The organism is Pseudomonas sp. TUM22785, assembly GCF_028198105.1.
Taxonomy (GTDB): Bacteria; Pseudomonadota; Gammaproteobacteria; order Pseudomonadales; family Pseudomonadaceae; genus Metapseudomonas; species Metapseudomonas solani.
The window spans coordinates 5,887,931-5,914,263 of record NZ_CP116239.1 but is presented as its reverse complement, the minus strand read 5'-3'; the positions used below and the strand labels follow the sequence as shown (position 1 = coordinate 5,914,263).

The following is a 26,333-nucleotide window of genomic DNA, read 5'->3' as shown; positions in this document are numbered from 1 at the left end:
CGTGACCATCATCGCCAGCCTGCTCAGCGAGGCCCGCCTGCCGGGCTCGCCGAGCGCCCGCCTGGACGCCGAGCTGCTGCTCGCCGCCGCCCTGGGCAAGCCGCGCAGCTTCCTGCACACCTGGCCCGAGCGTGTGGTCAGTGGCGAGGCCGCCGAGCTTTACGCCAGTTACCTGGAGCGCCGGCGCAACGGCGAGCCAGTGGCCTACATCCTCGGTCAGCAGGGCTTCTGGAGCCTGGACCTGGAGGTCGCCCCGCACACCCTGATCCCGCGTCCCGACACCGAGCTGCTGGTGGAAAGCGCCCTGGCCCTGGTGCCGGCCACCCCCGCCCGCGTGCTCGACCTGGGCACCGGCAGCGGCGCCATCGTCCTGGCCCTGGCCAGCGAGCGCCTGGGCTGGCGCCTGATCGGCGTTGACCGCATCGGCGATGCCGTGGCCCTGGCCGAACGCAACCGCGTGCGCCTGAAGCTGGACAACGTCGAATTCCGCGAGAGCCACTGGTTCTCCGCGCTGGCTGGCGAGCGCTTCGACCTCATCGTCAGCAACCCGCCCTACATCGCCGCCCGCGACCCGCACCTGAGCGAAGGTGACGTGCGCTTCGAGCCGGCCAGTGCACTGGTTTCCGGTGCCGACGGGCTGGACGACATCCGCCTGATCATCAGCGAAGCCCCCGTACACCTGAATGCCGGTGGCTGGCTGCTGCTGGAACATGGCTACGACCAGGCCGCCGCCGTGCGCGAGCTGCTGTCCCGCCAAGGCTTCGAGGCGGTGAAAAGCCGTCGCGACCTGGGCGGCCACGAACGCATCAGCCTGGGCCGCCTGCCATGCTGAGCGACGAAGAACTTCTGCGTTACAGCCGGCAGATCCTCCTGCCGCAGATCGACGTCGATGGCCAACTGCGCCTGAAGCAGGCCCGTGTACTCATCGTCGGCGTCGGTGGCCTCGGCTCGCCCGTTGCCCTCTACCTGGCCGCTGCCGGTGTCGGCGAGCTGCACCTGGCGGACTTCGACAGCGTCGACCTGACCAACCTGCAGCGCCAGATCATCCACGACAGCCAGAGCGTCGGGCAGCCCAAGGTCGACTCGGCCATGGCTCGTCTCACCGCGCTCAACCCCGAGGTGCGCCTGGTGCCTCACCGTGCCGCGCTGGATGTCGACTCCCTGGCTGCCGCTGTTTCGGCCGTGGACCTGGTGCTCGACTGCACCGACAACTTCGGCACCCGCGAGGCGGTCAACGCCGCCTGCGTGGCCGCGCGCAAGCCGCTGGTTTCCGGCGCCGCGATCCGCCTCGAAGGCCAGCTTTCGGTGTTCGACCCGCGACGCGACGACAGCCCCTGCTACCACTGCCTTTATGGCCACGGCAGCGAAGCCGAGTTGACCTGCAGCGAAGCCGGTGTGGTCGGGCCGCTGGTGGGTATGGTCGGCAGCCTGCAGGCCCTGGAAGCACTCAAGCTGCTGGCCGGTTTCGGCGAGCCCCTGGTGGGCCGCCTGCTGCTGGTGGACGCCCTCGGCAGCCGCTTCCGCGAGCTACGGGTCAAGCGCGATCCGGGCTGTGCCGTCTGTGGGAATGGGCATGCCTGACCAGGCCCCCGTCGGTGTCTTCGACTCCGGCGTCGGCGGCCTTTCGGTGCTGCGTGAGATCCGCAGCCTGCTTCCCAACGAATCCCTGATGTACGTGGCCGACAGCGGCCATATCCCCTATGGCGAGAAGAGCCAGGACTTCATCCGCGAGCGCAGCCAGGCGATCACCAGCTTCCTGCTGGAGCGTGGCGCCAAGGCACTGGTGCTGGCCTGCAACACCGCCACGGTGGCCGCGGTCGCTGACTTGCGAGAGCGTTATCCACAGCTGCCCATCGTCGGCATGGAGCCGGCGGTCAAGCCCGCAGCGGCCGCCACGCGCTCCGGCGTGGTCGGCGTGCTCGCCACCACCGGTACCCTGAAAAGCGCCAAGTTCGCCGCGCTGCTCGACCGGTTCGCCAATGACGTGCGTGTGGTCACCCAGCCCTGCCCGGGCCTGGTGGAGCGCATCGAGCTGGGTGACCTCGACAGCGAAGCGACCCGTGCGCTGCTCTGGGGCTACGTGCAACCGCTGTTGGCCGAGGGCTGCGACACGCTGATCCTCGGCTGCACCCATTACCCCTTCCTGCGTCCGTTGCTGGTTGGCATGGTCCCCGAGTCGGTGCGCCTGGTGGACACCGGTGCCGCGGTGGCGCGGCAGCTGCAACGCCTGCTCGAGGCCCGTGACCTGCTGGCGCGTGGGCCGGCTCAAGCCTGTCGTTTCTGGAGCAGTGGCGAGCCTGCAGCGATGCAGAATGTGCTGCCTGCGCTATGGGGAAACGAGAGCGTTTGCGTGGCGGATCTCGGCTTTTAAAAATACCTTGAACTTGCCAGGGGCCGTCTTTCTCTTAGTCCAAACGTATCTATAATCGCTACAAATCGTACGTTTTGAACCTGTCGATTAAGTCTGAATAAGGAAGTTTCCATGAAGAAACTGTTCTCTTTGGCTGCCGTTGCAGCCATTTGCGTAGGGCAAGCTGTTGCAGCGCAGGCAGCTGATGTTTCTCTCGATGTTGGTCAGACCGGCGAATCGACCATGGTCTATCGCCTCGCTACCCAGTTCGATTTCTCCAGCAGTTGGTTCCAGACCGACGTCGGTCGCCTGACCGGCTACTGGGATGCCGGCTACACCTACTGGGACGGCGACAAGACCTCCAGCAACCACAGCATTTCCTTCGCCCCGGTGTTCGTCTACGAGTTCGCTGGTGAAACCGTGAAGCCTTATGTCGAAGCCGGCATCGGTGTCGCCCTGTTCGCCAATACCGAACTGGAAGACAACGAGCTGGGCTCCTCCTTCCAGTTCGAAGACCGCATCGGCGCCGGCCTGCGCTTCAGCAACCAGGAAGTCGGCGTTCGCGCCATCCACTACTCCAACGCCGGCATCAAGCAGCCGAACGATGGCGTCGAGGCGTACAGCCTGCACTACCGCGTTTCCTTCTAAGCGCGAGTGACACGAAGAACCGGGCCCAGCGCCCGGTTTTTTTATGGCCTGTGGATAACCCTGAGCACCTGGCGGTGCGGCCGTAGGAGCGAATTCATTGGCTCTGTCTGCGTTAAGTGTTGCTAGAGGATTTGAGCTCAGCTGATTGCCGAGTTCTGGTGATGCTTCTGGTTTCGCCCACCCGGGCGAGTCCCTTTTCTCAGTCGTCGGGATGCCGAACCACAGAAAAGGAACCAAAAGGGCTTGCCCCATCATCCGGCCCGACTGCGTCGGGTTCCCTCACTCCATCGCCGCTCTGGGGGCCGGCGCGATGGGCCATCCATGGCCTGGCGCGCCTCTCGCGGCATCCATGCCGCTCGTCCCCCGGCGCAACGACTGCGTTCGGCCTCCTGGAGGGGCGTTGGCGGCTGCTCCAACTTTATCTGCTCAAATCCACGCATTGATGTGCGCACCAACCCAACGTGCACGTAGCGGCGGCTTTCGTAGGATGGCGTAGAGCGAAGCGAAACCCATGCTGTGGAGGTGGAAGAAATCCATAAATGCCCGGATAGCACCGTGCTTGAGCGCTTGCATTAAAACCACAACAGCTAACGCAGACAGAGCCAATTCATTCGCGACGGGTGCTGCCCCGCGTAGCCCGGGCTTCAGCCCGGGGCCATTCCGGGGGCCAGGTACCGGTCAGACCACGCGTCCGTAGGCGCTGTCGATGCCCCGGCGTTCATCCAGGCAATCGGCTTCGCCCATCTCGAACTCGCGGCAGATCAGCGGGCGATTCTCGTAGATGGTGCAGAGCATGGTGTCGCGGTCCAGCGCGGCGCACCAGCCGTCGTCCAGGCGCGCCATGACGTCGCCGCCCCAGTCATCGGTTTCGATGAAGCGTTCGGGCACGCCGGTGTCGGTGATCAGCATCACTTCCAGCTGGCAGCAGCAGGCGGCGCAGGTGGCGCAGGTGATCTCGGGGGCGGCAGGCAGTTGTTGGACGGGAATCAGCGAAGGGCTCATGGGCGCTGAGTTTACGGCAAAGGCATGCGCTCCGGTTGCCGGGGCGATCAGGTGCTCGGCCTTGGCCGCTTCAACTGCCTCGCCAGGCGATGCAGCAGAGGCAGCAGCGCCGCCCAGATGAGCGCCAGTACCAACAGGCTCGGCAGCGTGCCGAAGGGCAGGCCGACCCCGGCCACGCGCGCGCCGGCCAGGTACGACAGCGGTGCGGCGATGGCGCCCAGCAGGCTGGCCAGCCACCAGGGCCGGGCAGTCCAGGCCAGGCAATGGTTGAGCGTGGTGCCCAGCAGTGCCCAGAGCAATACCAGCCAGGGCGGGATCAGGTGCCCGCCGTAGCCGAAGTCGAACAGGCCGAGGTTGAGCAACAGGCAGTCCAGCAGGCTGCCCAGCAGCGTCACCGCGATCACCAGGCGGCCATCCTCCGACCAGGAGCCGATGCAGAGGAAGTGCAGCGCCAGGATCGCCGGCGCCACCAGCAGCAGGAGCGGCTGGTTGGCGGCGAACAGGCAGGCGAACCAGCCCAGCTGGAACAGCACCGCATTGGACAGCTGCCTAGGCATCCAGGCGGCCGAGCAGTGACGGCGGGCGCGCGCCGGGCTTGGCCAGCACCAACTGCGCGGTGCCGATGGCGCGCTCCAGGAAGCCGCCCTCGCAGTAGCACAGGTAGAACTCCCAGAGCCGGTAGAAGGTTTCGTCGTAGCCCAGTTGCTCCAGGCGCCCGCGCGCTGCGCGCAGGTTGTCGTGCCAGTGGCGCAGGGTGCGCGCGTAGTGGGGGCCGAAGTCCTCCATGTGGAGCAGGTTCATGTCGCTGTCGCGGGTGATCACCTCCAGCATCTTCTGCACCGAGGGCAGGGCGCCCCCGGGGAAGATGTAGCGCTGGATGAAGTCGACGCTGCGTTTGGCCTGCTCGTAACGCTGGTCGCGCATGGTGATGGCCTGCAGCAGCATCAGCCCGTCGTCCTTGAGCAGGCGTGCGCACTGCTTGAAATAGGTGGGCAGGAAGCGGTGGCCCACCGCCTCGACCATCTCGATGGAGACCAGCTTGTCGAAGCGCCCGTCTAGGTCGCGGTAGTCCTGCAGCAGCAGGGTGACGCGTGATTGCAGGCCCTGCTCCTCGATGCGCTGGCGGGTGTACTCGTACTGCTCGCGGGACAGGGTAGTGGTCGTTACCCGGCAGCCGTGGTGGGTGGCGGCGTAGAGCGCCATGCTGCCCCAGCCGGTGCCGATCTCCAGCAGGTGGTCGTCGGGCTTGAGGTCGAGCTTGCGGCAGATGCGTTCCAGCTTGTTCAACTGGGCCTGCTCCAGGCTCTGCTCGGGGCTGGCGAACTGCGCGGCGGAGTACATCATGGTGGGGTCGAGCATCTGCTCGAACAGGTCGTTGCCCAGGTCGTAATGGGCGGCGATGTTGCGCCGCGAGCCGGCCCGGGTGTTGCGGTTGAGCCAGTGCAGGCCCTGCACCAGGGGCCTTCCCAGCAAAGCCAGGCCGCGTTCCATGCCGTCGAGCACATCGAGGTTGGCGACGAACACGCGGATCACCGCCGTGAGGTCCGGCGTGGTCCAGTAACCGTGGATATAGGCCTCCCCCGAGCCGATGGAGCCGTTGGCCGCCACCAGCGGCCAGACCGCCGCATCCTGCACCTCGATACGTGCCCTGAGTTCAGCCTGGGCGTCGCCGAAGACCCGTTCCTCGCCGTCCTCCAGCACGGTCAACTGGCCGTGGCGCAGCCCTTCCAGCTGGGCCAGCACCAGCCGGCGCAACAGGCCGCCGGCCAGGCCGGTGGTGCCGAACAGGCCCGGCTTGATGCCGAGACTAGTGCTCTTCATGGTGATGCTCCTTCGAATGCGTGGTGGCGACGCGGTAGGCGCCGTCCGCCGCCTGGTGGGAGAACAGAGGCAGGCGTTTGAGCAGCAGGCGCAGGGCCTGCCAGTAGATGCCCAGGACGGTCTTGGCCGTCATCCAGGGAAAGCGTGCGAGGTAGCGGTGCAGGCTGGCGCGGTCGAGTTCGTGGCGCTCCAGGTCGAGGGTCGCGTCGAACAGCCGGGTGTCGCCCTGCCAGTCCTCCATGTGCACCGCCAGGCGTGGGCCCACCGGGCTGAAGGCCATGCGGTACTCCAGCTCGCGGGGCAGGAATGGCGACACGTGGAAGGCCTTGTCCACCCGCACTCGCTGGTGGCCCTCGCCCTGCGCCGGCACCACGTAGTGGTAGCGCTCGCGCCAGGGCGTGTTGGTCACCTCGCAGAGGATCGCCATCAGCGTTCCGTCGGCGTCATGGCAGTAGAAGAAGCTCGCCGGGTTGAAGGCCAGCCCCCAGCTGCGCGCCTGGGCCAGCAGGCGGATGGAGCCTTCGGGGCGAACGCCCAGCGCCTCGGTCACGCGTTGGCGCACCGCCTCGGCCAAGGTCATGCCGGCGCCGGTGAACTGCGGCAGGAAATCCCGCTCGCGGAAGGCGAAGGGCGCGAAGCGGCCGTGCCCGGCCAGGGGTGAGAGACCGAGCACCTGTTCCTGCTCGTCCAGGTCCAGGTAAAGCAGGCCGATGCGGTAGCGGAAGGCGTGGGCCCGGGGCTGGTGCCGCCGGTGCCTGACCCAGCCGCTGTAGAGGGCGCTGTTCACAGGGATTCCCCGAACTCGCGGGCCACGCGCAGGGCGCTGACCACGCCATCCTCGTGGAAGCCGTTGCCCCAGTAAGCACCGCAGAAGTAGCTGTGCTGCTTGGCGTTGATCTCCTCCCAGCGCGCCTGGGCGCGGACGCCCTCGAGGCTGAACTGCGGATGGGCGTAGCTGAAGCGGGCGAGGACGCGCGCGGGGTCGATGGCTTCGCCCTGGTTGAGGCTGACGCAGAAGGTCTCCGGCGCCTGGATGCCCTGGAGGATGTTCATGTTGTAGGTCACGGCCGCCGGGCGCTGGCGAGGGCCGCCCAGGCGGTAGTTCCAGCTGGCCCAGGCCAGTGGCCGGCGCGGCAGCAGGCGCGTGTCGGTGTGCAGCACCACCTCGTTGTCGGCATAGGGCAGGGCGCCCAGTACCTCGGCCTCGGTCGCGCTCGGCTGGGCCAGCAGGGCCAGTGCCTGGTCGCTGTGGCAGGCGAATACCACCTTGTCGAAGCGCTCGCTGCCGGCGGCGCTGTGCAGGGTCACGCCCTCGGCATCGCGCTCGACCCAGGTCACCGGGCAGGACAGGCGGATGTGGTCGGCGAAGCTGGCCGTCAGTGGCGCCACGTAGCTGCGCGAGCCCCCGCTGATCACCCGCCATTGCGGGCGGTCGTTGACCGAGAGCAGGCCGTGGTTCTTGAAGAAGCGCACGAAGAACTGCAGCGGGAAGGCCAGCATGTCGTCCAGCGGCATGGACCAGATAGCTGCCCCCATCGGTACCAGGTAGTGATCGCGGAAGCGCTCGCCATAACCGCCCATGCGCAGGTAGTCGCCGAGGGTGATGGCGGGGTTGATGCGGCCCGCGTCGAGGTCCGCCTGGGCGTCGTGGTTGAAGCGCAGGATTTCTCGCAGCATGCCCCAGAAACCCGGCGAGAGCAGGTTGCGCCGCTGGGCGAAGAGGCTGTTGAGGTTGTTGCCGTTGTACTCCAGGCCGCTGGCCGGGTCGTGCACCGAGAAGCTCATCTCGGTGGGTTGACTGGCCACGCCCAGGCGCTCCATCAGGCGGATGAAGTTGGGGTAGGTCCAGTCGTTGAAGACGATGAAGCCGGTGTCCACGGCGTAGTCACGCCCCTGCAGGTGCACGTCCACCGTGTGGGTGTGGCCGCCGATCCAGTCGCTGGCTTCGAACAGCTGGATATCGTGCTGGCGGGCCAGCAACCAGGCGCAGGTGAGACCGGAAATGCCGCTGCCGATGATGGCGACTTTCATTGGGGAGCTCCGTTACGGGCCAGGCGTCGGCCCAGGGCCAGGCGCATCCGCGCCGGCAGCCGGGCGAGCAGGCGCAGGGCGAGGATGAAGGGGCCCGGGAAGGCGATTTCCAGCGGCCGCCGCTGCAGCCGCCGGACGATGTGGTGCGCGGCACGTTGCGTCGACCAGCGCATGGGCATGGGGAAGTCGTTGCGCTGGGTCAGCGGCGTGTCGACGAAGCCGGGGCTCACCAGCGTGACGTCGAGGCCTTCGTGGGCCAGGTCCACGCGCAGGGATTCCAGCAGGTAGCGCAAGCCGGCCTTGGAGGCGCCATAGGCTTCGGCGCGAGGCAGGGCGAAGTGGGTGACGGCGCTGACCACGCCGACCAGGTGCGGCCGTTCGCCCTTGCGCAGCAGGGGCAGGGCGGCTTCGATGCAGCGCGCCGGGGCGAGCAGGTTGGCGGCTACCACGCGCTCGACCAGGTCGGCGTCGAAACGCCCGGCCTCCAGGTATTCGCAGGTGCCGGCGTTAAGGATCGCGCAGTCCAGCGCGCCCCAGTGTCGGGCGATGCGTTCGCCCATGGCGGTGACCTGGGCGGCGTCGGTCAGGTCGCCCGGCACCAGCAGTACCTGCTCTGGGAAGCGCTGCTGCAGGGTTTCCAGCGGGCCGCTGCGGCGGGCGCTGAGGGCGAGACGGTGCCCGTCCCGGAGCAGCAGTTCGGCCAGTTCGGCGCCGATGCCGCTGCTGGCGCCGGTGAGCCAGATGCGTCGGGAGTCGTTCATGCCAGTCGCCCCTTTAGCAAGCGGACCACCCCGCCCAGCAGCGGCACGTGTTCATAGAGCAGCGCGCCGGCATCGAAGTAGTCGCGGTGGTAGTACACCCGTTCGTTCCAGCGCAGGTGCGAGCAGCCTTCCACCGCAATCGGGCGGCCGCCTGCCAGGCGTGGGTGGCGATAGGTCATGGTCCAGCGCAGGTAGCCTTGGCCTTCACCCGCCTGGTCATAGCCGTGGAACTCGAAGTTCAGGTCGTTGACGTTCTCGTAGAGCCCGGCGAAGTAGCGGCGGATGGCGGGCAACCCTTCGACATGGTGCAGCGGGTCGGTGAACTGGGCGTCCTCGCTGTACAGCGTGGCGAGCAGGTCGAGGTTGTCGCGGCCCAGGCGCGCGAAGTCCTCGGCGAAACGTTGCAGGAAGGCGCTCATGCCGTGACCGCCTTGGGCAGGCTGCGGAACGCGGCGATGGCCCGGTCGCGGCTGGAGGAGAGGTCCACCATCGGCTGTGGATAACCTTCCGGCAGGAACAGCCCGCCACGGGCGGCCGGGTCGTGGATGTCCTTCTTGTCCAGGCTTGCCAGCTCCGGCAGCCACTGGCGGATGAACACCCCTTGCGGGTCGAAGCGCTGGGACTGGCTGACCGGATTGAAGATGCGGAAGTAGGGCGCGGCATCGGTGCCGGTGGAGGCGCTCCACTGCCAGCCGCCGTTGTTGGCCGCCAGGTCACCGTCGATCAGGTGGCGCATGAACCAGCGCTCGCCCTCGCGCCAGTCGATCAGCAGGTTCTTGGTGAGGAACATGGCCACCACCATGCGCAGGCGGTTGTGCATCCAGCCGGTGGCCAGCAATTGGCGCATCGCCGCGTCGACGATGGGGATGCCGGTACGCCCCTGCTGCCAGGCTTCCAGGTCTTCTGGGGCATCGCGCCAGCGCAGCGCTTCGGTGTCGGCGCGGAAGGCGCGGTGGCGGCTGACGCGTGGGTAGCCCACGAGGATGTGCTTGTAGAACTCGCGCCAGAGCAGTTCGTTGATCCAGGTGACGGCGCCGGCGTTGCCCGACTCGAACTCGCCCTGGTTGCTGCGCAGCGCGGCATGCAGGCATTGCCGTGGCGACAGCACGCCGGCGGCGAGGTAGGGCGACAGCTGGCTGGTGCCGGGGTGTGCGGGGAAGTCGCGTTCGTCCTGGTAGTGCTCGATCTGCTGGTCGGCGAACGCCTCCAGGCGGCGGCCCGCTTCCTCTTCGCCGGCGGGCCAGAGCGCTTGCAGGCTGGCGGGTGGGGTGTGGAAGCCCTTCACCGTGGCGGGTACGGCGCTGCTTTCGATACCCAGCGGCTCCTGCTTTTTCGGCAGCGGCGCGCTGGGGGGCAGGGCGCTGTGCAGCCGCGCGTAGCAGGCCTTGCGGAACTGGCTGAAGACCTGGAAGTAGCCGTCGCTCTTGGTCAGCACGCTGCCCGGCTTGAACAGCAGTTGGTCGAGATGGCTGCGCAGGCGCAGGTCGTCGGCCTGCAGGCGCGCCTTGACGGCGGCATCGCGCTTGGCCTCGTTGATGCCGTATTCCTCGTTGACGTGCACGGCGCTGACCTGATGCTCGTGGCACAGGCGGGCGATGGCTTCGGGGGCTTCGTCCCAGTGGTCGGCGCGGCGGATCAGCAGCGGCACGTTGAGGCGCGCCAACTCGGCCTGCAGCGAGGCCAGGTTGCGCAGCCAGAAGTCCACCTTGGCGGGGGCGTCGTCGTGTTCCTGCCACTGGCCGGGGCTGAGCAGGTAGAGGGCCAGGGTCGGCCCGGCGGCCATCGCAGCGGACAGGGCCGTGTTGTCCTGGACGCGCAGGTCGCAGCGGAACCACATCAGTTGGCGCATGGAAGATCCTCGGGCCTGGCCAGCACACCAAGGCTGGACAGGGTTTGCAGGGCCGCGACCGGGTCGTCGGCGAGAGGGGGGCGGATGCCTTGTGCGGCCAGCTCTTGCAGCTCGCGCTGGTGGATGCGCACGGCGGGCCCGGCGAGCACGAGCGGGCAGCCGTGGTCGGCCAGCAGGCGTGCCAGGCTGGGGCCGGCCAGGGCCTGTTCGGCATACAGCAGCAGGGCGCGGGGTTCGATACGGGCGATGGCCAGGGGCAGCTCGGCGGCGGGTATCGGCCACTCCAGCACCTCCACCGCGCAGCCGGCATTGCTGGCCAGCCAGGCGCTTATCCACAGGCCCGGCGCCATGGGTTGTTCACAGGGGTTGAGCAGCAACAGCGGGGCGCCGCCGTGCTGGCGGTTGTTGTGGTAGATGCGCGCGCCCAGCTTGCTGCGCAGCCAGGCGTTGAAGAACACCCGCTCCAGGCGCGCGCCATAGGCATCGCCCCAGCGGGTTTCCAGTGCTTCGAGCAGGGGCAGCAGCAGTTGCTGGCACAGCGTCAGCGGCGGGTAGATCGACAACGCGGCGTTGAAGCGCTCGTCGAGGCGGCGCTCTGCCAGGGCGCCGATGGCCTCCAGCAACTGATGACGCTGCTCGTCCCACAGCGAGGAAGACGAGAGTCCGGCGTGCTGACCGCCCCGCAGCAACCCCTTCACCTGGCCCACCGGTACGCCACGGTCGAGCCAGGTGAGCACGGCGTGGATGCGCGCCACATGCTCCGGCGCATACAGGCGGTGGCCCTTGGCGGTGCGCTGGGGCAGCACCAGGCCGTAGCGGCGTTCCCAGGCGCGCAGGGTCACCGGGTTGACGCCGGTGAGCCGCGCCACCTCGCGGATGGGCAGCAGGCCCCGGGCGAGTGCGGCCTGGAAGTCGCCGTCGAGCGGCGTGTCGTCGTAATCGTCCATGGCTAGATGGCGTTGCGCAGGCTGAGGTCTTCGGGATGCGGCTGCAGGTAGGCCTGCTGCGCGATGTAGGGATGCGGGTGGCGGGCGAAGTGGTGCTTGAGCAGGGTGAGCGGCACCACCAGCGGCACGATGCCGGTGCGGTACTGCTCGATCAGGCGCTGCATCTCCGCCTTCTCGTCACGCCCCAGGGCGCCCTTCAGGTAACCGCTGATGTGCTGCAGCACGTTGCTGTGGGTACCCCGGGTGGCGCAGCGGCTGAGGCCCTTCATCAACTCGCTGAAGTAACGCGGGGCCAGCTCCTCGGGGTGGTGCTCGCCAATGCTGCCGAGCATCCGCCCGAGGGCGCGGTAGCGCGCGGGGTCGCTGGCCATCAGCTGGTACTTGTAGCGGGCGTGGAATTCGAGGATGCCGCGCCGGGTCAGCCCCTCGGCCAGCAGGGCGCGCCAATCGGCGTGGGCGTAGACGCGGGTGAGGAAGTTCTCCCGCAGCACCGGGTCGCACAGGCGGCCTTCTTCCTCCACCGGCAGGTCGGGGCGGGCGGCGCAGAAGGTCTCGGCGAACAGGCCGCGCCCGCCGCCTTCGGCGGGGTAGCCGTTGTCCTGGTAGACCTTGACGCGGTATAGGCCGCAGGAAGGTGACTTCTGCATGAAGATGAAGCCGTCCAGGTCGTCCAGGCGCTCGGCGGTCTGCCGGCCGTAGTCGCGCAGGGCATCGCTGACGTCACGCTCGTCGCGGCTGCCCACGGCGCGCGGGGCGGCGGGGTCGCCCACCAGGCGCAGGGTCGGGCGCGGCGTGCCGAGGCCGATGCCGACCTCCGGGCAGACGCGGACGAATTCCAGGTGGCGGGCGAGGAACTGGCTGCACAGGCGGGATTCCTTGTGCCCGCCGTTGAAGCGGACTTCCTCGCCCATCAGGCAGGCGCTGATGCCGATCTTGGGGGGCTGGGCAGTGGGGGCGCTGGACATGCGGTGCCTCGGATGAACTTGTACAGGTTCTGTTATTTGTACAACCTGTGTTCATCATAGGCGTGTCGTTGTACAAATCAATAGTCTTGTACAACTTTTCCGGCGATCTGCCCGGGGTCGCCGGTGGGACGGCTTGCGACCGTCAGAGGTGTTCGAGCAGGCGGCGGGCGGCGTCCTGCCCACTCAGCCAGGCGCCTTCCACGCGGCCGGAGCTGCACCAGTCGCCGCAGGCGTAGAGCCCCAGGTCGGCATCGGCCAGGGCGCCCCATTCGTGGGCCTGGGCCGGGCGCGCGTAGAGCCAGCGGTGGGCCAGGGTGAAGGCCGGCGGCGGTACGGCACAGCCGATCAGCTCGGCGAAGGCGCCGTAGAGCTGCTCGATCACCGCTTCCTTGGGCAGGTCCAGGTGCTGGCGGCTCCAGGCGCTGGTGGCGTGCAGCACCCAGGTGTCCTGGCTGTTGTCGCGACCGGGCTTGGTGCGATTGCGCGCTACCCAGTCGAGCCCGCTGCCTTGCACGAAGCAGCCTTCGACGGGTGTCTCCAGCGGCTTCTCGAAGGCCAGGGCCACGGCCCAGGTGGGCTCCATGGCGACGCTGGCGGCGACTCCGGCGAGCTTGGGGGCAGCGGCCAGCAGGGTGGTGGCCTGGGGCGCGGGGGTGGCGATGATGACGTGGCTGAAGGGGCCGTGGCTCTGGCCCTCGGCGTCCAGCAGGCTCCAGTGCTGCTCGCCGCGGAACACCTCGGTGATGCGGCAGCTGAAATTCACCGGCAGCGCGCCCATCAGGGCCCGGGTGATGGCGCTCATGCGTGGGGTACCGACCCAGCGCACCTGTTCGTCCGGGGAGGGCGAGAGGGTGCCGTTGCGGAAGTTGTAGAGGGTGGGCGTCCACTCGGCGACCCAGCCGCGGTCGCGCCATTGCTGGACGACTTCGGTGAAGCGGCGGTCGCGGGCGGTGAAATACTGCGCGCCGAGGTCGAGCGAACCGGCGTCGCTGCGCTTGCTGGCCATACGACCGCCACTGCCGCGGCTCTTGTCGAAGAGCTGCACGGCGTGCCCGGCGGCATGCAGCGCCTGGGCGGCGGAAAGGCCCGCGAGGCCGGTTCCGATGATGGCGATGGGAGTGCTCATGGTTACCTCGTTACCTTGTGCTGTAGCGACTGCTGATCAGGTGTTCGATAAACCTATACACTTTTGTTGCGTTGTACAGGGCTATCGGTTCCAATTCGAGTGCCGCTCATAAAGGTGTGACCATGGCGGACTCAACCCGTGCCCTGTCTTGATTCAGACTAGGGCGATATCTCCACTTAGCACCATGCGAGGAGGATGCCATGCACATATTGCTGACCGGCGGTACTGGCCTGATCGGCCGTGAGCTCTGCCGGCTGTGGAGCGGGCAGGGCCACCAGGTCACCGTGCTCAGCCGCACGCCGCAGCGCGTGGCGGGGCTTTGCGGGCCCGTGGTGCGGGCCATCGGCAGCCTCGACGAATACGGTGACGGGCCCCTGGATACACTGGTCAACATGGCGGGCGAACCGGTGGCCGGCGGGCTGTGGACGCGCAACCGCAAGGCGAAGATTCTCGACAGCCGGGTGGCCTTCACCGAGCGCCTGCTGGCCTGGCTGGAGACCCGCGAGCAACGCCCGGCGCTGCTGCTGTCCGGCTCGGCGGTGGGCTGGTATGGCGACGCCGGCGAGCGCGAGCTGCGCGAGGACGCGCCACCCGGCAACGGCGATTTTGCCAGCGCCCTGTGCATCGCCTGGGAAGAGACCGCGCAACGCGCCGAGGCACTGGGCATCCGCGTGGTGCTGTTGCGCACCGGCCTGGTGCTCGCGGCCCATGATGGTTTCCTCCGCGACATGCTCCGGGCATTCCGCCTCGGCCTCGGTGGTCGCCTGGGCAGTGGCCGCCAGTGGATGCCGTGGATTCACCTGCAGGATCAAATCGCCGCGATGGATTTTCTTTTGCGGCTGGAGGGGGCCAGTGGTCCCTATAATGCGTGCGCTCCTCACCCCGCGCGCAATTGTGATTTCACCCGGAGCCTGGGCCGCGCGCTGGGGCGGCCGGCCGTTCTGCCGGCGCCGACCTTCGCGTTGCGCCTGCTGCTGGGGGAGATGTCGATCCTCCTGCTGGGCGGCCAGCGCGCCGTGCCGACGCGGCTGCTGGACGCCGGTTTCATCTTTCGTTTCACCGATCTGGATACGGCGCTCGCCGATGTGCTGAGGCCTAAGGACGTTGCATGACTGATCACGCGCTGCTGCTGGCCAACCTGGGCTCACCCGCTTCCACCTCGGTGGGGGACGTGCGCCGCTACCTCAACCAGTTCCTCATGGACCCCTACGTCATCGACCTGCCCTGGCCGCTGCGGCGCCTGTTGGTGTCGCTGATCCTGATCAAGCGTCCCGCGCAGTCGGCCCATGCCTACGCCTCCATCTGGTGGCCCGAAGGCTCGCCGCTGGTCGCCCTCAGCCGCCGTTTGCAGAACGCCACCCAGCCGTTCTGGCCCCATGGGCCGGTGGCTCTGGCGATGCGTTACGGCGAGCCCTCCATCGAGAACACCCTGCAGGAACTGGTGCGCCAGGGCGTCAAGCGCGTGACGCTGGCACCGCTCTACCCGCAGTTCGCCGACAGCACCACCACCACCGTCGAACAGGAGACGCGCCGGGTTATCGCCGCCCATGGCTTCAAGCTCCAGGTGCAGGTGCTCGACCCCTTCTACGACCAGCCCGAGTACCTCGATGCCCTGGTGGCCAGCGCCCGCCCGCACCTGGAGCAGGGCTTCGATCACCTGCTGATGAGCTACCACGGGCTGCCCGAGCGCCACCTGCACAAGGCCGACACCAGTGGCAGCCACTGCCTGAAGGGCGCGGACTGCTGCCAGCGTGCCGAGGGCCAGGTGCTCGCCCGCTGCTACCGTGCCCAGTGCTACCGCACCAGCGAAGGCTTCGCCGCGCGCATGGGGCTGCAGCCGGGGCAGTGGTCGGTGTCCTTCCAGTCGCGCCTGGGCCGCGCCAAATGGATCGAGCCCTACACCGAGAGCCGTCTCGACGAACTGGCGGCCCAGGGGGTGAAGAAACTGCTGGTGATGTGCCCGGCCTTCGTCGCCGACTGCATCGAGACCCTGGAAGAGATCGGCGACCGCGGGCGCGAGCAGTTCATCGCCGCTGGCGGCGAGGACCTGGTACTGGTGCCCTGCATGAACGATCACCCGCAATGGGCCCAGGCACTGGCCAGCCTTTCCGGCAAGGCCCAGCGCCTGCTCTGAGCATCAGCCCGGGGACAGCCCGGGCATTCGCCTGGCCTATAAAGCCGCTGCTTCATCCCGCCTGCACCTAAGCTGGGCGCTTCTTCCACCGTCGTGCGCCGCACCGGCGGCGCCGAGGAGAGCCCATGCAGAACAACAACAATGGCTATCCCTCGGGCCTGCGAGCCTGGACCACCGTCGCCATCCTGATGGTGGCCTACGTGCTTTCCTTCATCGATCGGCAGATTCTCAACCTGCTGGTGGAGCCCATCCGCCGTGATCTGGTCATCAGCGATACGCAGATGAGCCTGCTGATGGGCCTGTCCTTCGCGCTGTTCTACACCGTCTGCGGCATCCCCCTCGGGCGCCTGGCCGATACCCGCAGTCGCCGCGGGCTGATCGCCATCGGCGTACTGTTCTGGAGCGCCGCCACCGCCGCCTGCGGCATGGCCAAGCTGTACTGGCAGTTCCTCGTCTGCCGCATCGGCGTGGGCGTGGGCGAGGCGGCATTGTCGCCGGCGGCCTATTCGCTGATCGCCGACAGCTTCCCCCAGGAGCGCCGCGCCACCGCCATCAGCGTGTATTCCATGGGCGTGTACCTCGGCTCGGGGTTGGCCTTCCTGCTCGGCGGGCTGGTGATCAAGTTCGCCTCGGCCCAGGGTGACGTGCACCTGCCGCTGCTGGGCGACGTGCGCCCCTGGCAGCTGATTTTCCTCATCCTCGGCGGTGCCGGCGTGCTCTTCACCCTGTTGATGCTGGCGGTGCGTGAGCCGGCCCGGCGCGGCGTGGGCGCCGGTGTCGCGGTGCCTTTCTCTGAGGTGGGGCGCTACATCCGCGCCAACCGCCGCACCGTGCTCTGCCACAACTTCGGTTTCGCCGGGCTGGCCTTCGCCGGCTACGGCAGCGCGGCGTGGATCCCCACCTTCTTCATCCGCACCTACGGCTGGGACGCCGGCCACGTGGGCGTGGTCTACGGCAGCATCGTCGCGGTGTTCGGTTGCCTCGGCATCGTCTTCGGCGGCCGCCTGGCGGACCGCATGGCCAAGCGCGGGCGCAGCGACGCCAACATGCGCGTCGGCCTCATCGCCGCCATCGGGGCGCTGCCGCTGGTGCTGGTGTTCCCGCTGCTGGACAACGCCAACTGGGTGACCGTGCTGATGGCGCCGACCGTGTTCTTCCTCAGCATGCCCTTCGGCGTGGCGCCGGCGGCGATCCAGGAAATCATGCCCAACTCCATGCGTGGCCAGGCCTCGGCCATTTACCTGTTCGTCATCACCCTGATCGGCCTGGGCCTCGGCCCCACCGCCGTGGCTCTGGTGACCGACTACGTGTTCGCCGACGACAAGGCGCTGCGCTACTCGCTGCTGATCGTCACCTCGCTGGCGGTGTTCAGCTCGGTGGTGCTGCTGTGGATGGGGCTCAAGCCCTACCGCGAAAGCATCGAGCGCCTGAAGCAGTGGGTGGCGCCGAGCCCGCTGCCGGCGGCCAAGCTGGCGGATGCCTGACTGGCGGCCCCAATGAAAAAGCCCCGCGATTGCGGGGCTTTTTTTGTGGCGCGGGGCTCAGATGTCCGGCGCGTCGTCCGCCGCCTTGTGCTTCCAGGCGTCGTGGCCGGGAAGGACCAGGTTGAGGGCGATGGCGACGATGGCGCAGAGGGCGATGCCCTTGAGGCCGAAGTCGTCCGGGCCGGTGCCGGTGCCGATCAGCACGCCGCCGATGCCGAACACCAGGGTCACCGAAACGATCACCAGGTTGCGCGCTTCGGCCAGGTCCACCTTGTGGCGGATCATGGTGTTCATGCCCACCGCGGCGATGGAGCCGAACAGCAGGCAGAGGATGCCGCCCATCACCGGCACCGGGATGCTCTGCAGGATGGCGCCGAACTTGCCGATGAAGGCCAGGCCGATGGCGAACAGCGCTGCCCAGGTCATGATCTTCGGGTTGTAGTTCTTGGTCAGCATCACCGCGCCGGTGACTTCGGCGTAGGTGGTGTTCGGCGGGCCGCCGAACAGGCCGGCGGCCGAGGTGGCCAGGCCGTCGCCCAGCAGGGTGCGGTGCAGGCCGGGGGTCTTCAGGTAGTTCTTGCCGGTGACGCTGCCCACCGCGATCACGCCGCCGATGTGCTCGATGGCCGGGGCCAGGGCCACGGGGACGATGAACAGGATGGCCTGCCAGTTGAACTCGGGGGCGGTGAAGGCCGGCAGTTCCAGCCAGGGTGCCGCGAGGATCTTGGCGGTGTCGACCACGCCGAACCAGAACGACAGGGCGAAGCCCACCAGCACGCCGGAGATGATCGGCACCAGGCGGAAGATGCCCTTGCCGAACACCGCCACCACCAGGGTGGTCAGCAGCGCCGGCATGGAGATCCACATGGCGGTGGCGTAGGGGATCAGCTCGGTGCCGTCACCGGCCTTGCCCATGGCCATGTTGGCGGCGATGGGGGCCATGGCCAGGCCGATGGAGATGATCACCGGGCCGATCACCACCGGGGGCAGCAGACGGTCGATGAAGCCGGTGCCTTTGATCTTCACCGCCAGGCCGAGGAAGGTGTAGACGAAGCCCGCCGCCACCACGCCGCCCATGGTCGCGGCCAGGCCGAACTGGCCCTTGGCGAGGATGATGGGGGTGATGAAGGCGAAGCTCGATGCGAGGAACACCGGCACCTGGCGACCGGTCACGATCTGGAACAGCAGGGTGCCCATGCCGGCGGTGAACAGCGCCACGTTCGGGTCCAGGCCGGTGATCAGCGGCATCAGCACCAGGGCGCCGAAGGCCACGAAGAGCATCTGCGCGCCGGACAGCACCTGGCGCCATAGCGGTTCGTTGAATTCATCGCTCATGGATCAGGTGTCCTTCTGCTTGGTGCCGAAGATCTTGTCGCCGGCATCGCCCAGGCCCGGAATGATGTAGCCATGCTCGTTGAGCTTTTCATCGATGGAGGCGGTGAAGATCATCACGTCCGGGTGGGCATCGTTGACCACCTTGATGCCTTCGGGCGCGGCCACCAGCACCATGGCGCGGATCTCCTTGCAGCCGGCACGCTTGAGCAGCTCGATGGTGGCGACCAGGGAACCGCCGGTGGCCAGCATCGGGTCGATGATCAGTGCCAGGCGCTCGTCGATCTCGGGGGCCAGTTTTTCCAGGTAGGTGTGCGCTTCGAGGGTTTCCTCGTTGCGGGCCACGCCCACGGCGCTGACCTTGGCGCCCGGGATCAGGCTGAGCACGCCGTCGAGCATGCCGATACCGGCACGCAGGATGGGCACCACGGTGATCTTCTTGCCGGCGATCTTCTCCACCTGCACCGGGCCCGCCCAGCCCTGGATCTCGTAGTTTTCCAGGGGCAGGTCGTTGGTCGCTTCATAGGTGAGCAGGGCGCCCACTTCCTGGGCCAGTTCGCGGAAGTTCTTCGTGCTGATGTCGGCGCGGCGCATCAGGCCGATTTTGTGGCGGATCAGCGGGTGGCGGATCTCTCGGATAGGCATGGGGTGTTACTCCGGCGGGCTGGCAAAAAAATTGCGTTAGATTAAAGCATTGCCTGTGCCATGTCGTGACTGACTGGCCGGTCGCGCGACCTTTGGGGCGTTGCATGACGAGGCCTGCGGGGCTGCGACAAACTATCCTCGACACTCGTCCGGCAGGGCTTGCTCCCGGACAGACGGATGAGTACCTTTGCCGACTTTTATCTTGACGCCCCGATCAACTTCCCACGGAAGCCAGGGCCAACGCCGCTCAAAAACAGAGGAAAAGCCATGCCCGCCGATCTCGCCCACATCCGCCAGGTAATGGCCGAAGCCGACTGCCTGTACACCGATGCCCAGGTCGAAGCCGCCATCGACCAGATCGCCGGCGCCATCAACGGCGAGCTGGCCGAGCGCAACCCCGTGGTCTTCTGCGTGATGAACGGCGGCCTGATCTTCGCCGGCAAGCTGCTGCCGAAGCTCGACTTCCCCCTGGAGCTGTCCTACCTGCACGCCACCCGCTACCGCAATGAAACCAGCGGCGGCGAGCTGTTCTGGAAGGCCAAGCCGGAAATCTCCTTCATCGACCGCGACGTGCTGATCATCGACGACATCCTCGACGAAGGGCACACCCTCGCGGCGATCATCGACTTCTGCAAACACGCCGGCGCCGCCCACGTGCACACCGCCGTGCTGATCGACAAGACCCACGACCGCAAGGCGCGCCCGGACCTCAAGGCCGACTACGTGGGCCTGCCCTGCGTGGACCGCTACATCTTCGGCTACGGCATGGACTACAAGGGCTACTGGCGCAACGCCGCCGGCATCTTCGCCGTCAAAGGGCTCTAAGCCCGTGGCTGTGCGCTTCCTCGACCAGGCTCTGTTCGCCGACCTGGCCGCAGGGGCCGCGGCCAGCCCGCGCCAGCGGCTGCACCACAACTTCCACGGCATGGAAGAGCCCTGCCACCGCATGGCGGTGGGGCTGCAACCCGGCACCTACATCGCCCCCCATCGCCACCTGTCCGCCGACAAGGCCGAGACCCTGCTGGTGCTCAAGGGCGCCCTGGGCCTGCTGCTGTTCAGCGAGGACGGTGCCGTGCAGGAGACTCGCGAGCTGCGTGCCGGGGGCGAGTGCGTCGGGGTCGATCTCACGCCCGGCCAGTTCCACGCCCTGGTGGTGCTGGAGGCCGACAGCCTGCTCTTCGAGTGCAAGGCCGGCCCCTATCGCCCGTTGGTGGATGGGGAGTTCGCCCCTTGGGCGCCCCGCGAAGGCGAGGCCGCCGCCCTCGACTACCTGGCCTGGATGCGCGCTCAGTTCGGCTGAGGCTCCAGCCAGCGCAGGGCCTTGGCCCGCGCCTGTTCCAGGTCGCGCACATAGGCCAGGCGGCCGTCCTCGCGACGGATGCCGGCACGGCGCAGCTTCAGCCGCACCCGCGTCGTGGTGCCCACCAGCACCAGGCCGATCCCCTGCTTGTGGTAGTCGTTCAGCAGGTTCTCGATGGCCGCCAGTGCGGTCATGTCCAGCAGCGGTACCGCGCTGATTTCCACGATCACCACCTTCACCTGCGGGTTCAGCCGGCGCAGCACGCTCAGGGCCTTTTCCGCGGCGCCGAAGAACAGCGGGCCACGGATCACATAGGGCACCACCTGTTCCGGCAGGCCCTCCAGCGCCTGGCCGAGGTGCGCGGGCAGGGGCTGGGCGTCGGTGAGGTCGCTCATACGCTTGATGAACAGGGCGGCGGCCAGCAGCAGGCCGACCCCCACCGCCAGCACCATGTCGAACAGCACCGTCAGCAACAGGCAGGTGAGCAGTACCAGCACGTCGTTGCGCGGGGCGATGCGCAGGGTGTGTGCGACGTGGCGCGCCTCGCTCATGTTCCACGCCACCATCAGCAGCAACGCCGCCAGAGCGGCCATCGGCAGGTAGCTGAACAGCGGCGCGAGCAGCAGCATGGCCAGCAGCACCACGCCGGCGTGGATCACCGCCGCGATGGGCGAGACGGCGCCGGCGCGGACGTTGGCGGCACTGCGGGCGATGGCGGCGGTGGCGGTGATGCCGCCGAACAGCGGCGCCACCAGGTTGCCCAGGCCCTGGCCGAGCAGTTCGGCGTTGGGGTCGTGGCGGGTGCCGGCCATGCCGTCGGAGACCACGGCGCAGAGCAGCGACTCGATGGCGCCGAGCATGGCGATGGCGAAGGCCGGGGCGAGCAGCTGGCGTACCAGCTCGAAGGACATCACCAGCGGCGCGCCGCTGGCCCCTGGCAGTTGCCAGGGCCAGGCGAAGCTGGGCAGGAAGGGCGGGATACCCGGGTGCACCACGCCATCCAGCTCATAGGTGAAGCGTTCGCCCAGGGTCGCCACCGGCAGGCCCAGGTGGTCCAGGGCCAGGCCCAGCAGGGCGCCGACCGCCAGGGCCACCAGGTGCCCCGGCACCTTGGGCACCAGGCGCGGCCACAGCAGCAGGACCGCGAGGCAGGCCAGCGCCACCAGCGCGTCGCCCAGGTGCGCACCGGGCAAGGCCTGGGCCAGTAGGCCGAGTTGCTCGACGTAGTTCTGCGGCGGGTGGGCCAGCTCCAGGCCCAGCACGTCCTTGATCTGCAGGGTGGCGATGACGATGCCGATGCCGGCGGTGAAGCCCAGGGTCACCGGGTAGGGGATGAACTGGATGAGCCGGCCGAAGCGTGCCAGGCCCATGGCGAGGAGGATCGTCCCGGCCATCATGGTGCACAGCAGCAGGCCGCCGAGGCCGAACTGCTGGGTGATGGGCAGGAGGATGACCACGAAGGCGGCGGTGGGGCCGGAGACGTTGAAGCGCGAGCCGCCGCTGAGGGCGATCAGCGGGGCGGCCACCAGCACCGTATAGAGGCCATGCTGCGGCGCGACCCCGACGGCGATGGCCAGGGCCATGGCCAGCGGGATGGCGACGATGCCCACCGTCAGGCCGGCGCCCAGGTCGCTGCGCAGGGATCTCCAGGAATAGCCGCTGCGCAGGCTCTGGCGCAGGGCGGCGAACAGTGGCGGCATGGGCAATGACATGGCGGGCTCCTTGGTGGAAGGCACCGATTATAGGGGCTGCGTGGCCCTTGCCACCTTGACCTGAGTCCAATGACTACAGGCCAAGGGCCCATGCTAGAGTGCTGCGCTCGTTTCTGCCGGGAGTTGCCGATGTCTCGCCGTACCCGCTTCGCCGCCGTCTTCCTGCTTGCCGCCAGCCTGCCCCTGGCCGCGGCCCCGAGCGGGGCCCCGAAGGGGGCGGCGACCACACTCCTGCAGACCGACTTCCTGCCCCCCGACGAACAGGGCCTGCGCCAGGAGCAGCCCGAGCAGCAACTGGTGGTGAAGGTGGCCAGCTACCGCGTCACCCTGGGCAACCAGCGCCAGTCCAACCAGCAGCCGATCCCCATCACCACGCCGATGCTGATCCAGCTGCGTGCCACGCCCGTAGGCAAGACGGTTGGCAAGGGCTCGGAGGCGGTCGAGGTGCAGATCGACTTCGAGGTCGACGGCAAGAGCCTGAAGAAGGCGACCTACGACGAGGCCGCCCGCAAGCTGACGCTGCACTATCCGCAGGCCCAGTACCGCGCGGTGCTCGACCTGCTGCGCAGCGGCACGGTGTTCTGCCAGTTCGCCGCCTACCCCAATGGCCATGTCTGGGCCGACCTGCACCTGGGGCCCGTACGCCTGCGTTGAGCCGCGTCGGCCTGCGGGGGTAAACTTCGGGCCCCGTGTGTTCCGGCCAGAGAGTAGTGAGCGATGCGCAAAGACAAGAAGCAGGTGATCGGCGAAGAAATCACCGAGGACTCGATCAAGCTGTTCCTCACGGTGGAGCCGGCCGACGACACGCCGCCGTCCCTGCACAAGCTGGTCAAGGCCTATCGCGGCCTGCGCATAGATGACTTCGAACGCTTCCTGCAGTTCTTCCTCGAGGCCGGCTACGACCTCGGCGCCAAGGACGCGCAGGGCAATGACTTCGTCGCCCTGATCAAGGATCAGCGCCTGGCCGAACCCTATATCGAGGCCGTTCAGGCCGCCCGGGGCTGACCCGAGTTATCCACAGGAACCCGCCTTCGAGCGGGTTTCTGCTTTTCTGGGCCTGGCAAAAACAGTGACCCAACGCACGAACGAGGAGGTGCACATGAGCAAGGAAGACGCATCGCAACGCTGGCAGCAGAAGACCATTGCCTATGCCCGCGCGATCAACGCCTATGTCGAGAAAGGCCTGCGCGAGGGTTGGGACAACGCGGGCAAGGAGCCCAGTTCCGCCGGGCGCGAGAAGCTGGTTCCCGCGCTGCTGGAAGCCCTGCGCGAGGCCAACCGCAGTGGCCACCTGGAAGGGCTGCAGGAAGCCTGGCCACCGGCCCATGCGCCGCTGCACGAGGTGCTCGACGAACAGGGCCAGGCCATTCCCATGCTCGCGCTGCTGGATGATGGCTCCATCGTCGCGCGCATCGGCGCCACCTGGGAGCCGGGGCACGTGGTGCGCATCGTCGGTGATCGGGTCGAGGAGGTACCGGGCCTGGCGTTCTTCGGCGCCTGCCCCAATCGACGTTTCTACGCCTTGGCGCGGGAGACGGGCGTGGAGGTGCGGGACGGCTGGGACGGCCCGGTGGTGCTGCACTGCCCCTGGCCGCTGGGCACCGAGGATGCACCTGAGGGCGTGGAGCTGGAAATCTTCGCCGAGACGCCGCGCCCCACGCGTCTGCAGCCCTTCCCGGACGGGCGCCGGGTGCTGCTGGTGAGCGGCTCGGGCATCTTCGTGCTGGCCCCGGAAGGCGCGCGTCGCCTGTACCCGGACAACGCATCGCTCAAGGAATACGCCGAGGCCACCGACTACGAGCCGCCGTACTCCACCGGCCTGAGCATGGAGCACGGCGCGGTGTCGGCGGATGGTCGGTGGATCGCCGTGGGCGGCCAGGACGGTCGCCATCACCTGTTCGATGCCGACCTGCAACCAGTGGCGGCCATCGGGCCCCATGGCGAGTACCCGCATTACGCCCTGTTCAGTGGCGATGGCCGCAGCGTCGCTTTCAACGCCTGCCACTTCTACAACGGCGGCACCCTAGCCGTAGACTTGGCCCAGGCACCGGGCCTGGATTCGGACTACTACGAGGATGTGGCGGGCGTGACCCTGGTGGAGGAGGGCGCGCGCGTCTACGCCGGTGCCTCCCTGGGCGATCGCTTCATCCTCGGCGACGCCTACGGCTACCTGCGTTGCGTCGATGCGACGGGTGAGCCTATCTGGCAGCACTTCCTCGGTTCGACCCTGTGTGCCATCGACCTCTCCGCCGATGGCCGAACCCTGGTGGCCTCCAGCTACGCCGGCATCATCGCCATCATCGACCTGGAGGCTGGCCGCCCGGAGTGGCAGATCGGCACCGGTGAGCACCGCGAGCGTCGCCGCTGGCTGTTCTGGAAGGGCGAGGAAACGCCGCTGGCGTGGTGATCGGCGCGAAGACCATTGCTCTGCATGATGGGTTTCGCTCCGCTCTACCCATCCTGCGGGCTGGCTCTGCCCCAGAACGAAAAAACCGCCCCGAGGGGCGGTTCTTTCATGGCGCTGAAGCTCAGCCCGCAGTGGCGGCGCTGGCTTCGGCCGGCTTGGCGGTGGCGATGCCCAGGCGCGCATCGCAGTGCTGGCTGACGCGGTGGTACAGCTCGGCGTCGGTCTCCAGCTCTTTCTCGCGAGCGGGGAAGATCTCCTTCAGCTTGGCGGACCACTCGGCTGAGCGGGCCTGCTCGGCGAAGCAGCGTTCGATCAGGTTGAGCATGATCGAAACGGTCACCGAAGCACCCGGAGATGCGCCGAGCAGGGCGGCGATACTGCCGTCCTCCGCGGCCACCAGTTCGGTGCCGAACTGCAGGATGCCGCCTTTCTTGGCGTCCTTCTTGATGATCTGCACGCGTTGGCCGGCCACTTCCAGGCGCCAGTCGGCCGGGTCGAGTTCCGGGTAGAACTTGCGCAGGGCATCCAGGCGCTGTTCCTGGGACTGCATCACTTCCTTGATCAGGTAGCGGGTCAGGTCCATGTTGTCGCGCGCCACGGCCAGCATCGGGCCGAGGTTGCTCGGGCGTACCGACAGCGGCAGGTCGAGGAACGAGCCGTGCTTGAGGAACTTGGTGGTGAAGCCGGCATAAGGCCCGAACAGCAGGGACTTCTTGCCGTCGACCACGCGGGTGTCCAGGTGCGGCACGGACATCGGCGGGGCGCCCACTTCGGCCTGGCTGTAGACCTTGGCCTGGTGGTGCTTGACCACGTCGGGGTTGTCGCAGCGCAGCCACTGGCCGCTGACCGGGAAGCCGCCGAAGCCCTTGCCTTCCGGGATGCCCGACAGTTGCAGCAGCGGCAGTGCGCCGCCGCCGGCGCCGAGGAACACGAAGCGCGCGGCGACTTCGCGGTTGGCACCGCTCTGGGTGTTCTTGATGCTGACCTTCCAGCCGTCATCGGTACGCTTGAGGTCGGTGACCTTCTGGAAGTAGCTGACGCGGGTATCCGCCTGGGTGGCGAGGTACTGCAGCAACTGGTTGGTCAGGGCGCCGAAGTTGACGTCGGTGCCGTTGGCCGCGCGGGTGGCGGCGACCGCTTCGTCCTCGGGGCGGCCGGGCATCATCAGTGGCATCCATTCGGCCAGGGTGGCTCGGTCTTCCGAGTACTCCATGTGGGCGAACGCGTGGTGCTTGGTGATGGCTTCGAAGCGCGTCTTGAGGAAGGGGATGTCCTTGCCGCGCACGAAGGACAGGTGCGGCACGGAGTTGATGAAGTCACGGGGCGAACCGAAGCCTTCCTTGTCGCTCAGGTAGGACCAGAACTGCTTGGAGACTTCGAACTGGGTGTTGATCAGTACCGCTTTCTTGATGTCGATGGAACCATCGGCGGCCTGGGGTGTGTAGTTCAGCTCGCACAGGCCGGCATGGCCGGTACCCGCATTGTTCCAGGGGTTGGAGCTCTCGATGGCACCGGATTCGCGGAGTTCCGCGATTTCCAGCTTGATGCCTGGATCGAGTTCCTTCAGCAGGACCGCCAGTGTGGCGCTCATGATGCCGGCCCCGACCAGCAACACGTCCACTGCTTGGTAATCGTCTTGCGCCATTTGCTCGCCACTCTCTCGTGAAGTAGTGAAAAACCGTCATCTCACGCTCTTTTGGAGACGTGAACCTCAAAAGATCGCCTACCGGGGGCAGGCCGCTTCCATCAGCGCGGGTGGCGCTGCGTCCATGCAAAGGGATTTGCACGTCGGGCGGAAGGTGCGGCAGGCCAGTGATGG

General features: G+C 67.7%; 27 protein-coding genes. 12 read left to right on the top strand and 15 right to left on the bottom strand.

The features are described 5' to 3' along the window. Position 1: 1 nt before the first annotated feature. From prmC to PI990_RS26920, 4 genes are all read left to right on the top strand, one after another. Positions 2-832 carry a peptide chain release factor N(5)-glutamine methyltransferase gene (gene prmC, locus PI990_RS26935; RefSeq protein ID WP_271659010.1) on the top strand — a complete coding sequence of 277 codons (831 nt, stop codon included), beginning with the start codon at positions 2-4 and terminating at the stop codon, positions 830-832. Further along, the gene (locus PI990_RS26930; protein ID WP_043245626.1) at positions 826-1,581 is read left to right on the top strand and encodes a molybdopterin-synthase adenylyltransferase MoeB; all 756 of its coding nucleotides are present in this window, start codon (positions 826-828) and stop codon (positions 1,579-1,581) included. Before prmC ends, PI990_RS26930 begins: the two co-directional genes overlap by 7 nt. After that, entirely contained in the window at positions 1,574-2,371 is a 798-nt protein-coding gene (murI, locus tag PI990_RS26925) for a glutamate racemase (RefSeq protein ID WP_271659009.1), read from the top strand. The genes PI990_RS26930 and murI overlap by 8 nt, the downstream gene beginning before the upstream one ends. Before the next feature lie 111 nt (positions 2,372-2,482). Further along, positions 2,483-2,998, top strand: coding sequence for an acyloxyacyl hydrolase (locus PI990_RS26920; protein ID WP_031287208.1), 516 nt, complete (start codon positions 2,483-2,485; stop codon positions 2,996-2,998). Between the two features lie 678 nt (positions 2,999-3,676). Here the strand turns inward: PI990_RS26920 and PI990_RS26915 are convergent. The 11 genes from PI990_RS26915 to PI990_RS26865 all read right to left on the bottom strand — a co-directional run bounded on the left by PI990_RS26915 (position 3,677) and on the right by PI990_RS26865 (position 13,500). Continuing rightward, positions 3,677-4,000: a YkgJ family cysteine cluster protein gene (locus PI990_RS26915; RefSeq protein WP_184487373.1), complete on the bottom strand. Its 324-nt coding sequence runs from the start codon at positions 3,998-4,000 to the stop codon at positions 3,677-3,679. A gap of 47 nt (positions 4,001-4,047) precedes the next feature. After that, on the bottom strand, positions 4,048-4,557 hold the full coding sequence (locus PI990_RS26910) for a DUF2878 domain-containing protein (protein WP_271659008.1): 510 nt from the start codon (positions 4,555-4,557) through the stop codon (positions 4,048-4,050). Further along, positions 4,550-5,821, bottom strand: a complete 1,272-nt coding sequence (locus PI990_RS26905) for an SAM-dependent methyltransferase (protein ID WP_271659007.1) — start codon at positions 5,819-5,821, stop codon at positions 4,550-4,552. The genes PI990_RS26910 and PI990_RS26905 overlap by 8 nt, the downstream gene beginning before the upstream one ends. After that, on the bottom strand, positions 5,808-6,608 hold the full coding sequence (locus PI990_RS26900) for a DUF1365 domain-containing protein (RefSeq protein WP_271659006.1): 801 nt from the start codon (positions 6,606-6,608) through the stop codon (positions 5,808-5,810). Before PI990_RS26900 ends, PI990_RS26905 begins: the two co-directional genes overlap by 14 nt. Further along, complete coding sequence (locus PI990_RS26895; protein WP_021222243.1) at positions 6,605-7,852, bottom strand: NAD(P)/FAD-dependent oxidoreductase; 1,248 nt, start codon at positions 7,850-7,852, stop codon at positions 6,605-6,607. The genes PI990_RS26900 and PI990_RS26895 overlap by 4 nt, the downstream gene beginning before the upstream one ends. Continuing rightward, positions 7,849-8,613, bottom strand: a complete 765-nt coding sequence (locus PI990_RS26890; RefSeq protein ID WP_021222244.1) for an SDR family NAD(P)-dependent oxidoreductase — start codon at positions 8,611-8,613, stop codon at positions 7,849-7,851. The genes PI990_RS26895 and PI990_RS26890 overlap by 4 nt, the downstream gene beginning before the upstream one ends. After that, the gene (locus PI990_RS26885) at positions 8,610-9,032 is read right to left on the bottom strand and encodes a nuclear transport factor 2 family protein (protein ID WP_021222245.1); all 423 of its coding nucleotides are present in this window, start codon (positions 9,030-9,032) and stop codon (positions 8,610-8,612) included. Before PI990_RS26885 ends, PI990_RS26890 begins: the two co-directional genes overlap by 4 nt. After that, on the bottom strand, positions 9,029-10,462 hold the full coding sequence (gene phrB / locus PI990_RS26880; protein WP_271659005.1) for a deoxyribodipyrimidine photo-lyase: 1,434 nt from the start codon (positions 10,460-10,462) through the stop codon (positions 9,029-9,031). The genes PI990_RS26885 and phrB overlap by 4 nt, the downstream gene beginning before the upstream one ends. Continuing rightward, complete coding sequence (locus PI990_RS26875) at positions 10,450-11,409, bottom strand: MerR family transcriptional regulator (RefSeq protein ID WP_184487380.1); 960 nt, start codon at positions 11,407-11,409, stop codon at positions 10,450-10,452. Before PI990_RS26875 ends, phrB begins: the two co-directional genes overlap by 13 nt. A 2-nt stretch (positions 11,410-11,411) precedes the next feature. Beyond that, positions 11,412-12,374, bottom strand: coding sequence for a YbgA family protein (locus PI990_RS26870; protein ID WP_271659004.1), 963 nt, complete (start codon positions 12,372-12,374; stop codon positions 11,412-11,414). A 142-nt stretch (positions 12,375-12,516) separates the two neighbouring features. Next, positions 12,517-13,500 (bottom strand): NAD(P)/FAD-dependent oxidoreductase, encoded by a 984-nt coding sequence (locus PI990_RS26865; protein ID WP_271659003.1) that lies wholly within the window; start codon positions 13,498-13,500, stop codon positions 12,517-12,519. Positions 13,501-13,700: 200 nt separating this feature from the next. Here PI990_RS26865 and PI990_RS26860 point away from each other — a divergent pair, with 200 nt between their 5' ends. The 3 genes from PI990_RS26860 (at position 13,701) to PI990_RS26850 (ending at position 17,118) form a co-directional block, all read left to right on the top strand. Then, a complete protein-coding gene (locus PI990_RS26860; protein WP_271659002.1) occupies positions 13,701-14,612 on the top strand; it encodes a TIGR01777 family oxidoreductase in 912 nt (303 codons plus the stop codon). Next, the gene (gene hemH, locus PI990_RS26855) at positions 14,609-15,634 is read left to right on the top strand and encodes a ferrochelatase (RefSeq protein WP_271659001.1); all 1,026 of its coding nucleotides are present in this window, start codon (positions 14,609-14,611) and stop codon (positions 15,632-15,634) included. Before PI990_RS26860 ends, hemH begins: the two co-directional genes overlap by 4 nt. A 125-nt stretch (positions 15,635-15,759) precedes the next feature. After that, complete coding sequence (locus PI990_RS26850) at positions 15,760-17,118, top strand: spinster family MFS transporter (protein ID WP_271659000.1); 1,359 nt, start codon at positions 15,760-15,762, stop codon at positions 17,116-17,118. A 57-nt stretch (positions 17,119-17,175) separates the two neighbouring features. On the opposite strand, the gene PI990_RS26845 is transcribed toward PI990_RS26850, so the two are convergent. Further along, positions 17,176-18,453, bottom strand: coding sequence for a uracil-xanthine permease family protein (locus tag PI990_RS26845; protein ID WP_021222253.1), 1,278 nt, complete (start codon positions 18,451-18,453; stop codon positions 17,176-17,178). A gap of 3 nt (positions 18,454-18,456) precedes the next feature. Next, on the bottom strand, positions 18,457-19,095 hold the full coding sequence (gene upp, locus PI990_RS26840; protein ID WP_021222254.1) for a uracil phosphoribosyltransferase: 639 nt from the start codon (positions 19,093-19,095) through the stop codon (positions 18,457-18,459). Between the two features lie 267 nt (positions 19,096-19,362). On the opposite strand from upp, the gene PI990_RS26835 reads away from it, so the two are divergent. Further along, positions 19,363-19,920: a hypoxanthine-guanine phosphoribosyltransferase gene (locus PI990_RS26835; RefSeq protein WP_021222255.1), complete on the top strand. Its 558-nt coding sequence runs from the start codon at positions 19,363-19,365 to the stop codon at positions 19,918-19,920. 4 nt (positions 19,921-19,924) lie between these two features. After that, a complete protein-coding gene (locus PI990_RS26830) occupies positions 19,925-20,395 on the top strand; it encodes a WbuC family cupin fold metalloprotein (RefSeq protein ID WP_184487383.1) in 471 nt (156 codons plus the stop codon). On the opposite strand, the gene dauA is transcribed toward PI990_RS26830, so the two are convergent. Then, entirely contained in the window at positions 20,383-22,107 is a 1,725-nt protein-coding gene (dauA, locus tag PI990_RS26825) for a C4-dicarboxylic acid transporter DauA (RefSeq protein WP_271658999.1), read from the bottom strand. The genes PI990_RS26830 and dauA overlap by 13 nt on opposite strands. Positions 22,108-22,236: 129 nt before the next feature. Here dauA and PI990_RS26820 point away from each other — a divergent pair, with 129 nt between their 5' ends. From PI990_RS26820 to PI990_RS26810, 3 genes are all read left to right on the top strand, one after another. Beyond that, the gene (locus PI990_RS26820) at positions 22,237-22,761 is read left to right on the top strand and encodes a hypothetical protein (RefSeq protein ID WP_271658998.1); all 525 of its coding nucleotides are present in this window, start codon (positions 22,237-22,239) and stop codon (positions 22,759-22,761) included. A gap of 63 nt (positions 22,762-22,824) precedes the next feature. Further along, entirely contained in the window at positions 22,825-23,112 is a 288-nt protein-coding gene (locus PI990_RS26815) for a PA4642 family protein (protein ID WP_271658997.1), read from the top strand. 94 nt (positions 23,113-23,206) lie between these two features. Then, the gene (locus PI990_RS26810; protein ID WP_271658996.1) at positions 23,207-24,514 is read left to right on the top strand and encodes a WD40 repeat domain-containing protein; all 1,308 of its coding nucleotides are present in this window, start codon (positions 23,207-23,209) and stop codon (positions 24,512-24,514) included. A gap of 121 nt (positions 24,515-24,635) precedes the next feature. Here the strand turns inward: PI990_RS26810 and mqo are convergent, their stop codons facing one another. Continuing rightward, complete coding sequence (gene mqo, locus PI990_RS26805) at positions 24,636-26,159, bottom strand: malate dehydrogenase (quinone) (protein WP_271658995.1); 1,524 nt, start codon at positions 26,157-26,159, stop codon at positions 24,636-24,638. Between the last annotated feature and the right edge of the window lie 174 nt (positions 26,160-26,333).

Bases quoted from the DNA above. Each gene is read 5' to 3' on its own strand.
- PI990_RS26915 (WP_184487373.1), bottom strand. From the start codon at position 4,000: ATGAGCCCTTCGCTGATTCCCGTCCAACAACTGCCTGCCGCCCCCGAG.
- PI990_RS26850 (WP_271659000.1), top strand. From the start codon at position 15,760: ATGCAGAACAACAACAATGGCTATCCCTCGGGCCTGCGAGCCTGGACC.
- PI990_RS26905 (WP_271659007.1), bottom strand. From the start codon at position 5,821: ATGAAGAGCACTAGTCTCGGCATCAAGCCGGGCCTGTTCGGCACCACC.
- PI990_RS26875 (WP_184487380.1), bottom strand. From the start codon at position 11,409: ATGGACGATTACGACGACACGCCGCTCGACGGCGACTTCCAGGCCGCA.
- PI990_RS26865 (WP_271659003.1), bottom strand. From the start codon at position 13,500: ATGAGCACTCCCATCGCCATCATCGGAACCGGCCTCGCGGGCCTTTCC.
- upp (WP_021222254.1), bottom strand. From the start codon at position 19,095: ATGCCTATCCGAGAGATCCGCCACCCGCTGATCCGCCACAAAATCGGC.
- PI990_RS26930 (WP_043245626.1), top strand. From the start codon at position 826: ATGCTGAGCGACGAAGAACTTCTGCGTTACAGCCGGCAGATCCTCCTG.
- PI990_RS26835 (WP_021222255.1), top strand. From the start codon at position 19,363: ATGCCCGCCGATCTCGCCCACATCCGCCAGGTAATGGCCGAAGCCGAC.
- mqo (WP_271658995.1), bottom strand. From the start codon at position 26,159: ATGGCGCAAGACGATTACCAAGCAGTGGACGTGTTGCTGGTCGGGGCC.
- PI990_RS26895 (WP_021222243.1), bottom strand. From the start codon at position 7,852: ATGAAAGTCGCCATCATCGGCAGCGGCATTTCCGGTCTCACCTGCGCC.
- PI990_RS26890 (WP_021222244.1), bottom strand. From the start codon at position 8,613: ATGAACGACTCCCGACGCATCTGGCTCACCGGCGCCAGCAGCGGCATC.
- murI (WP_271659009.1), top strand. From the start codon at position 1,574: ATGCCTGACCAGGCCCCCGTCGGTGTCTTCGACTCCGGCGTCGGCGGC.
- PI990_RS26920 (WP_031287208.1), top strand. From the start codon at position 2,483: ATGAAGAAACTGTTCTCTTTGGCTGCCGTTGCAGCCATTTGCGTAGGG.
- PI990_RS26885 (WP_021222245.1), bottom strand. From the start codon at position 9,032: ATGAGCGCCTTCCTGCAACGTTTCGCCGAGGACTTCGCGCGCCTGGGC.
- PI990_RS26870 (WP_271659004.1), bottom strand. From the start codon at position 12,374: ATGTCCAGCGCCCCCACTGCCCAGCCCCCCAAGATCGGCATCAGCGCC.
- dauA (WP_271658999.1), bottom strand. From the start codon at position 22,107: ATGTCATTGCCCATGCCGCCACTGTTCGCCGCCCTGCGCCAGAGCCTG.
- PI990_RS26815 (WP_271658997.1), top strand. From the start codon at position 22,825: ATGCGCAAAGACAAGAAGCAGGTGATCGGCGAAGAAATCACCGAGGAC.
- PI990_RS26910 (WP_271659008.1), bottom strand. From the start codon at position 4,557: ATGCCTAGGCAGCTGTCCAATGCGGTGCTGTTCCAGCTGGGCTGGTTC.
- PI990_RS26810 (WP_271658996.1), top strand. From the start codon at position 23,207: ATGAGCAAGGAAGACGCATCGCAACGCTGGCAGCAGAAGACCATTGCC.
- PI990_RS26820 (WP_271658998.1), top strand. From the start codon at position 22,237: ATGTCTCGCCGTACCCGCTTCGCCGCCGTCTTCCTGCTTGCCGCCAGC.
- phrB (WP_271659005.1), bottom strand. From the start codon at position 10,462: ATGCGCCAACTGATGTGGTTCCGCTGCGACCTGCGCGTCCAGGACAAC.
- PI990_RS26845 (WP_021222253.1), bottom strand. From the start codon at position 18,453: ATGAGCGATGAATTCAACGAACCGCTATGGCGCCAGGTGCTGTCCGGC.
- hemH (WP_271659001.1), top strand. From the start codon at position 14,609: ATGACTGATCACGCGCTGCTGCTGGCCAACCTGGGCTCACCCGCTTCC.
- PI990_RS26860 (WP_271659002.1), top strand. From the start codon at position 13,701: ATGCACATATTGCTGACCGGCGGTACTGGCCTGATCGGCCGTGAGCTC.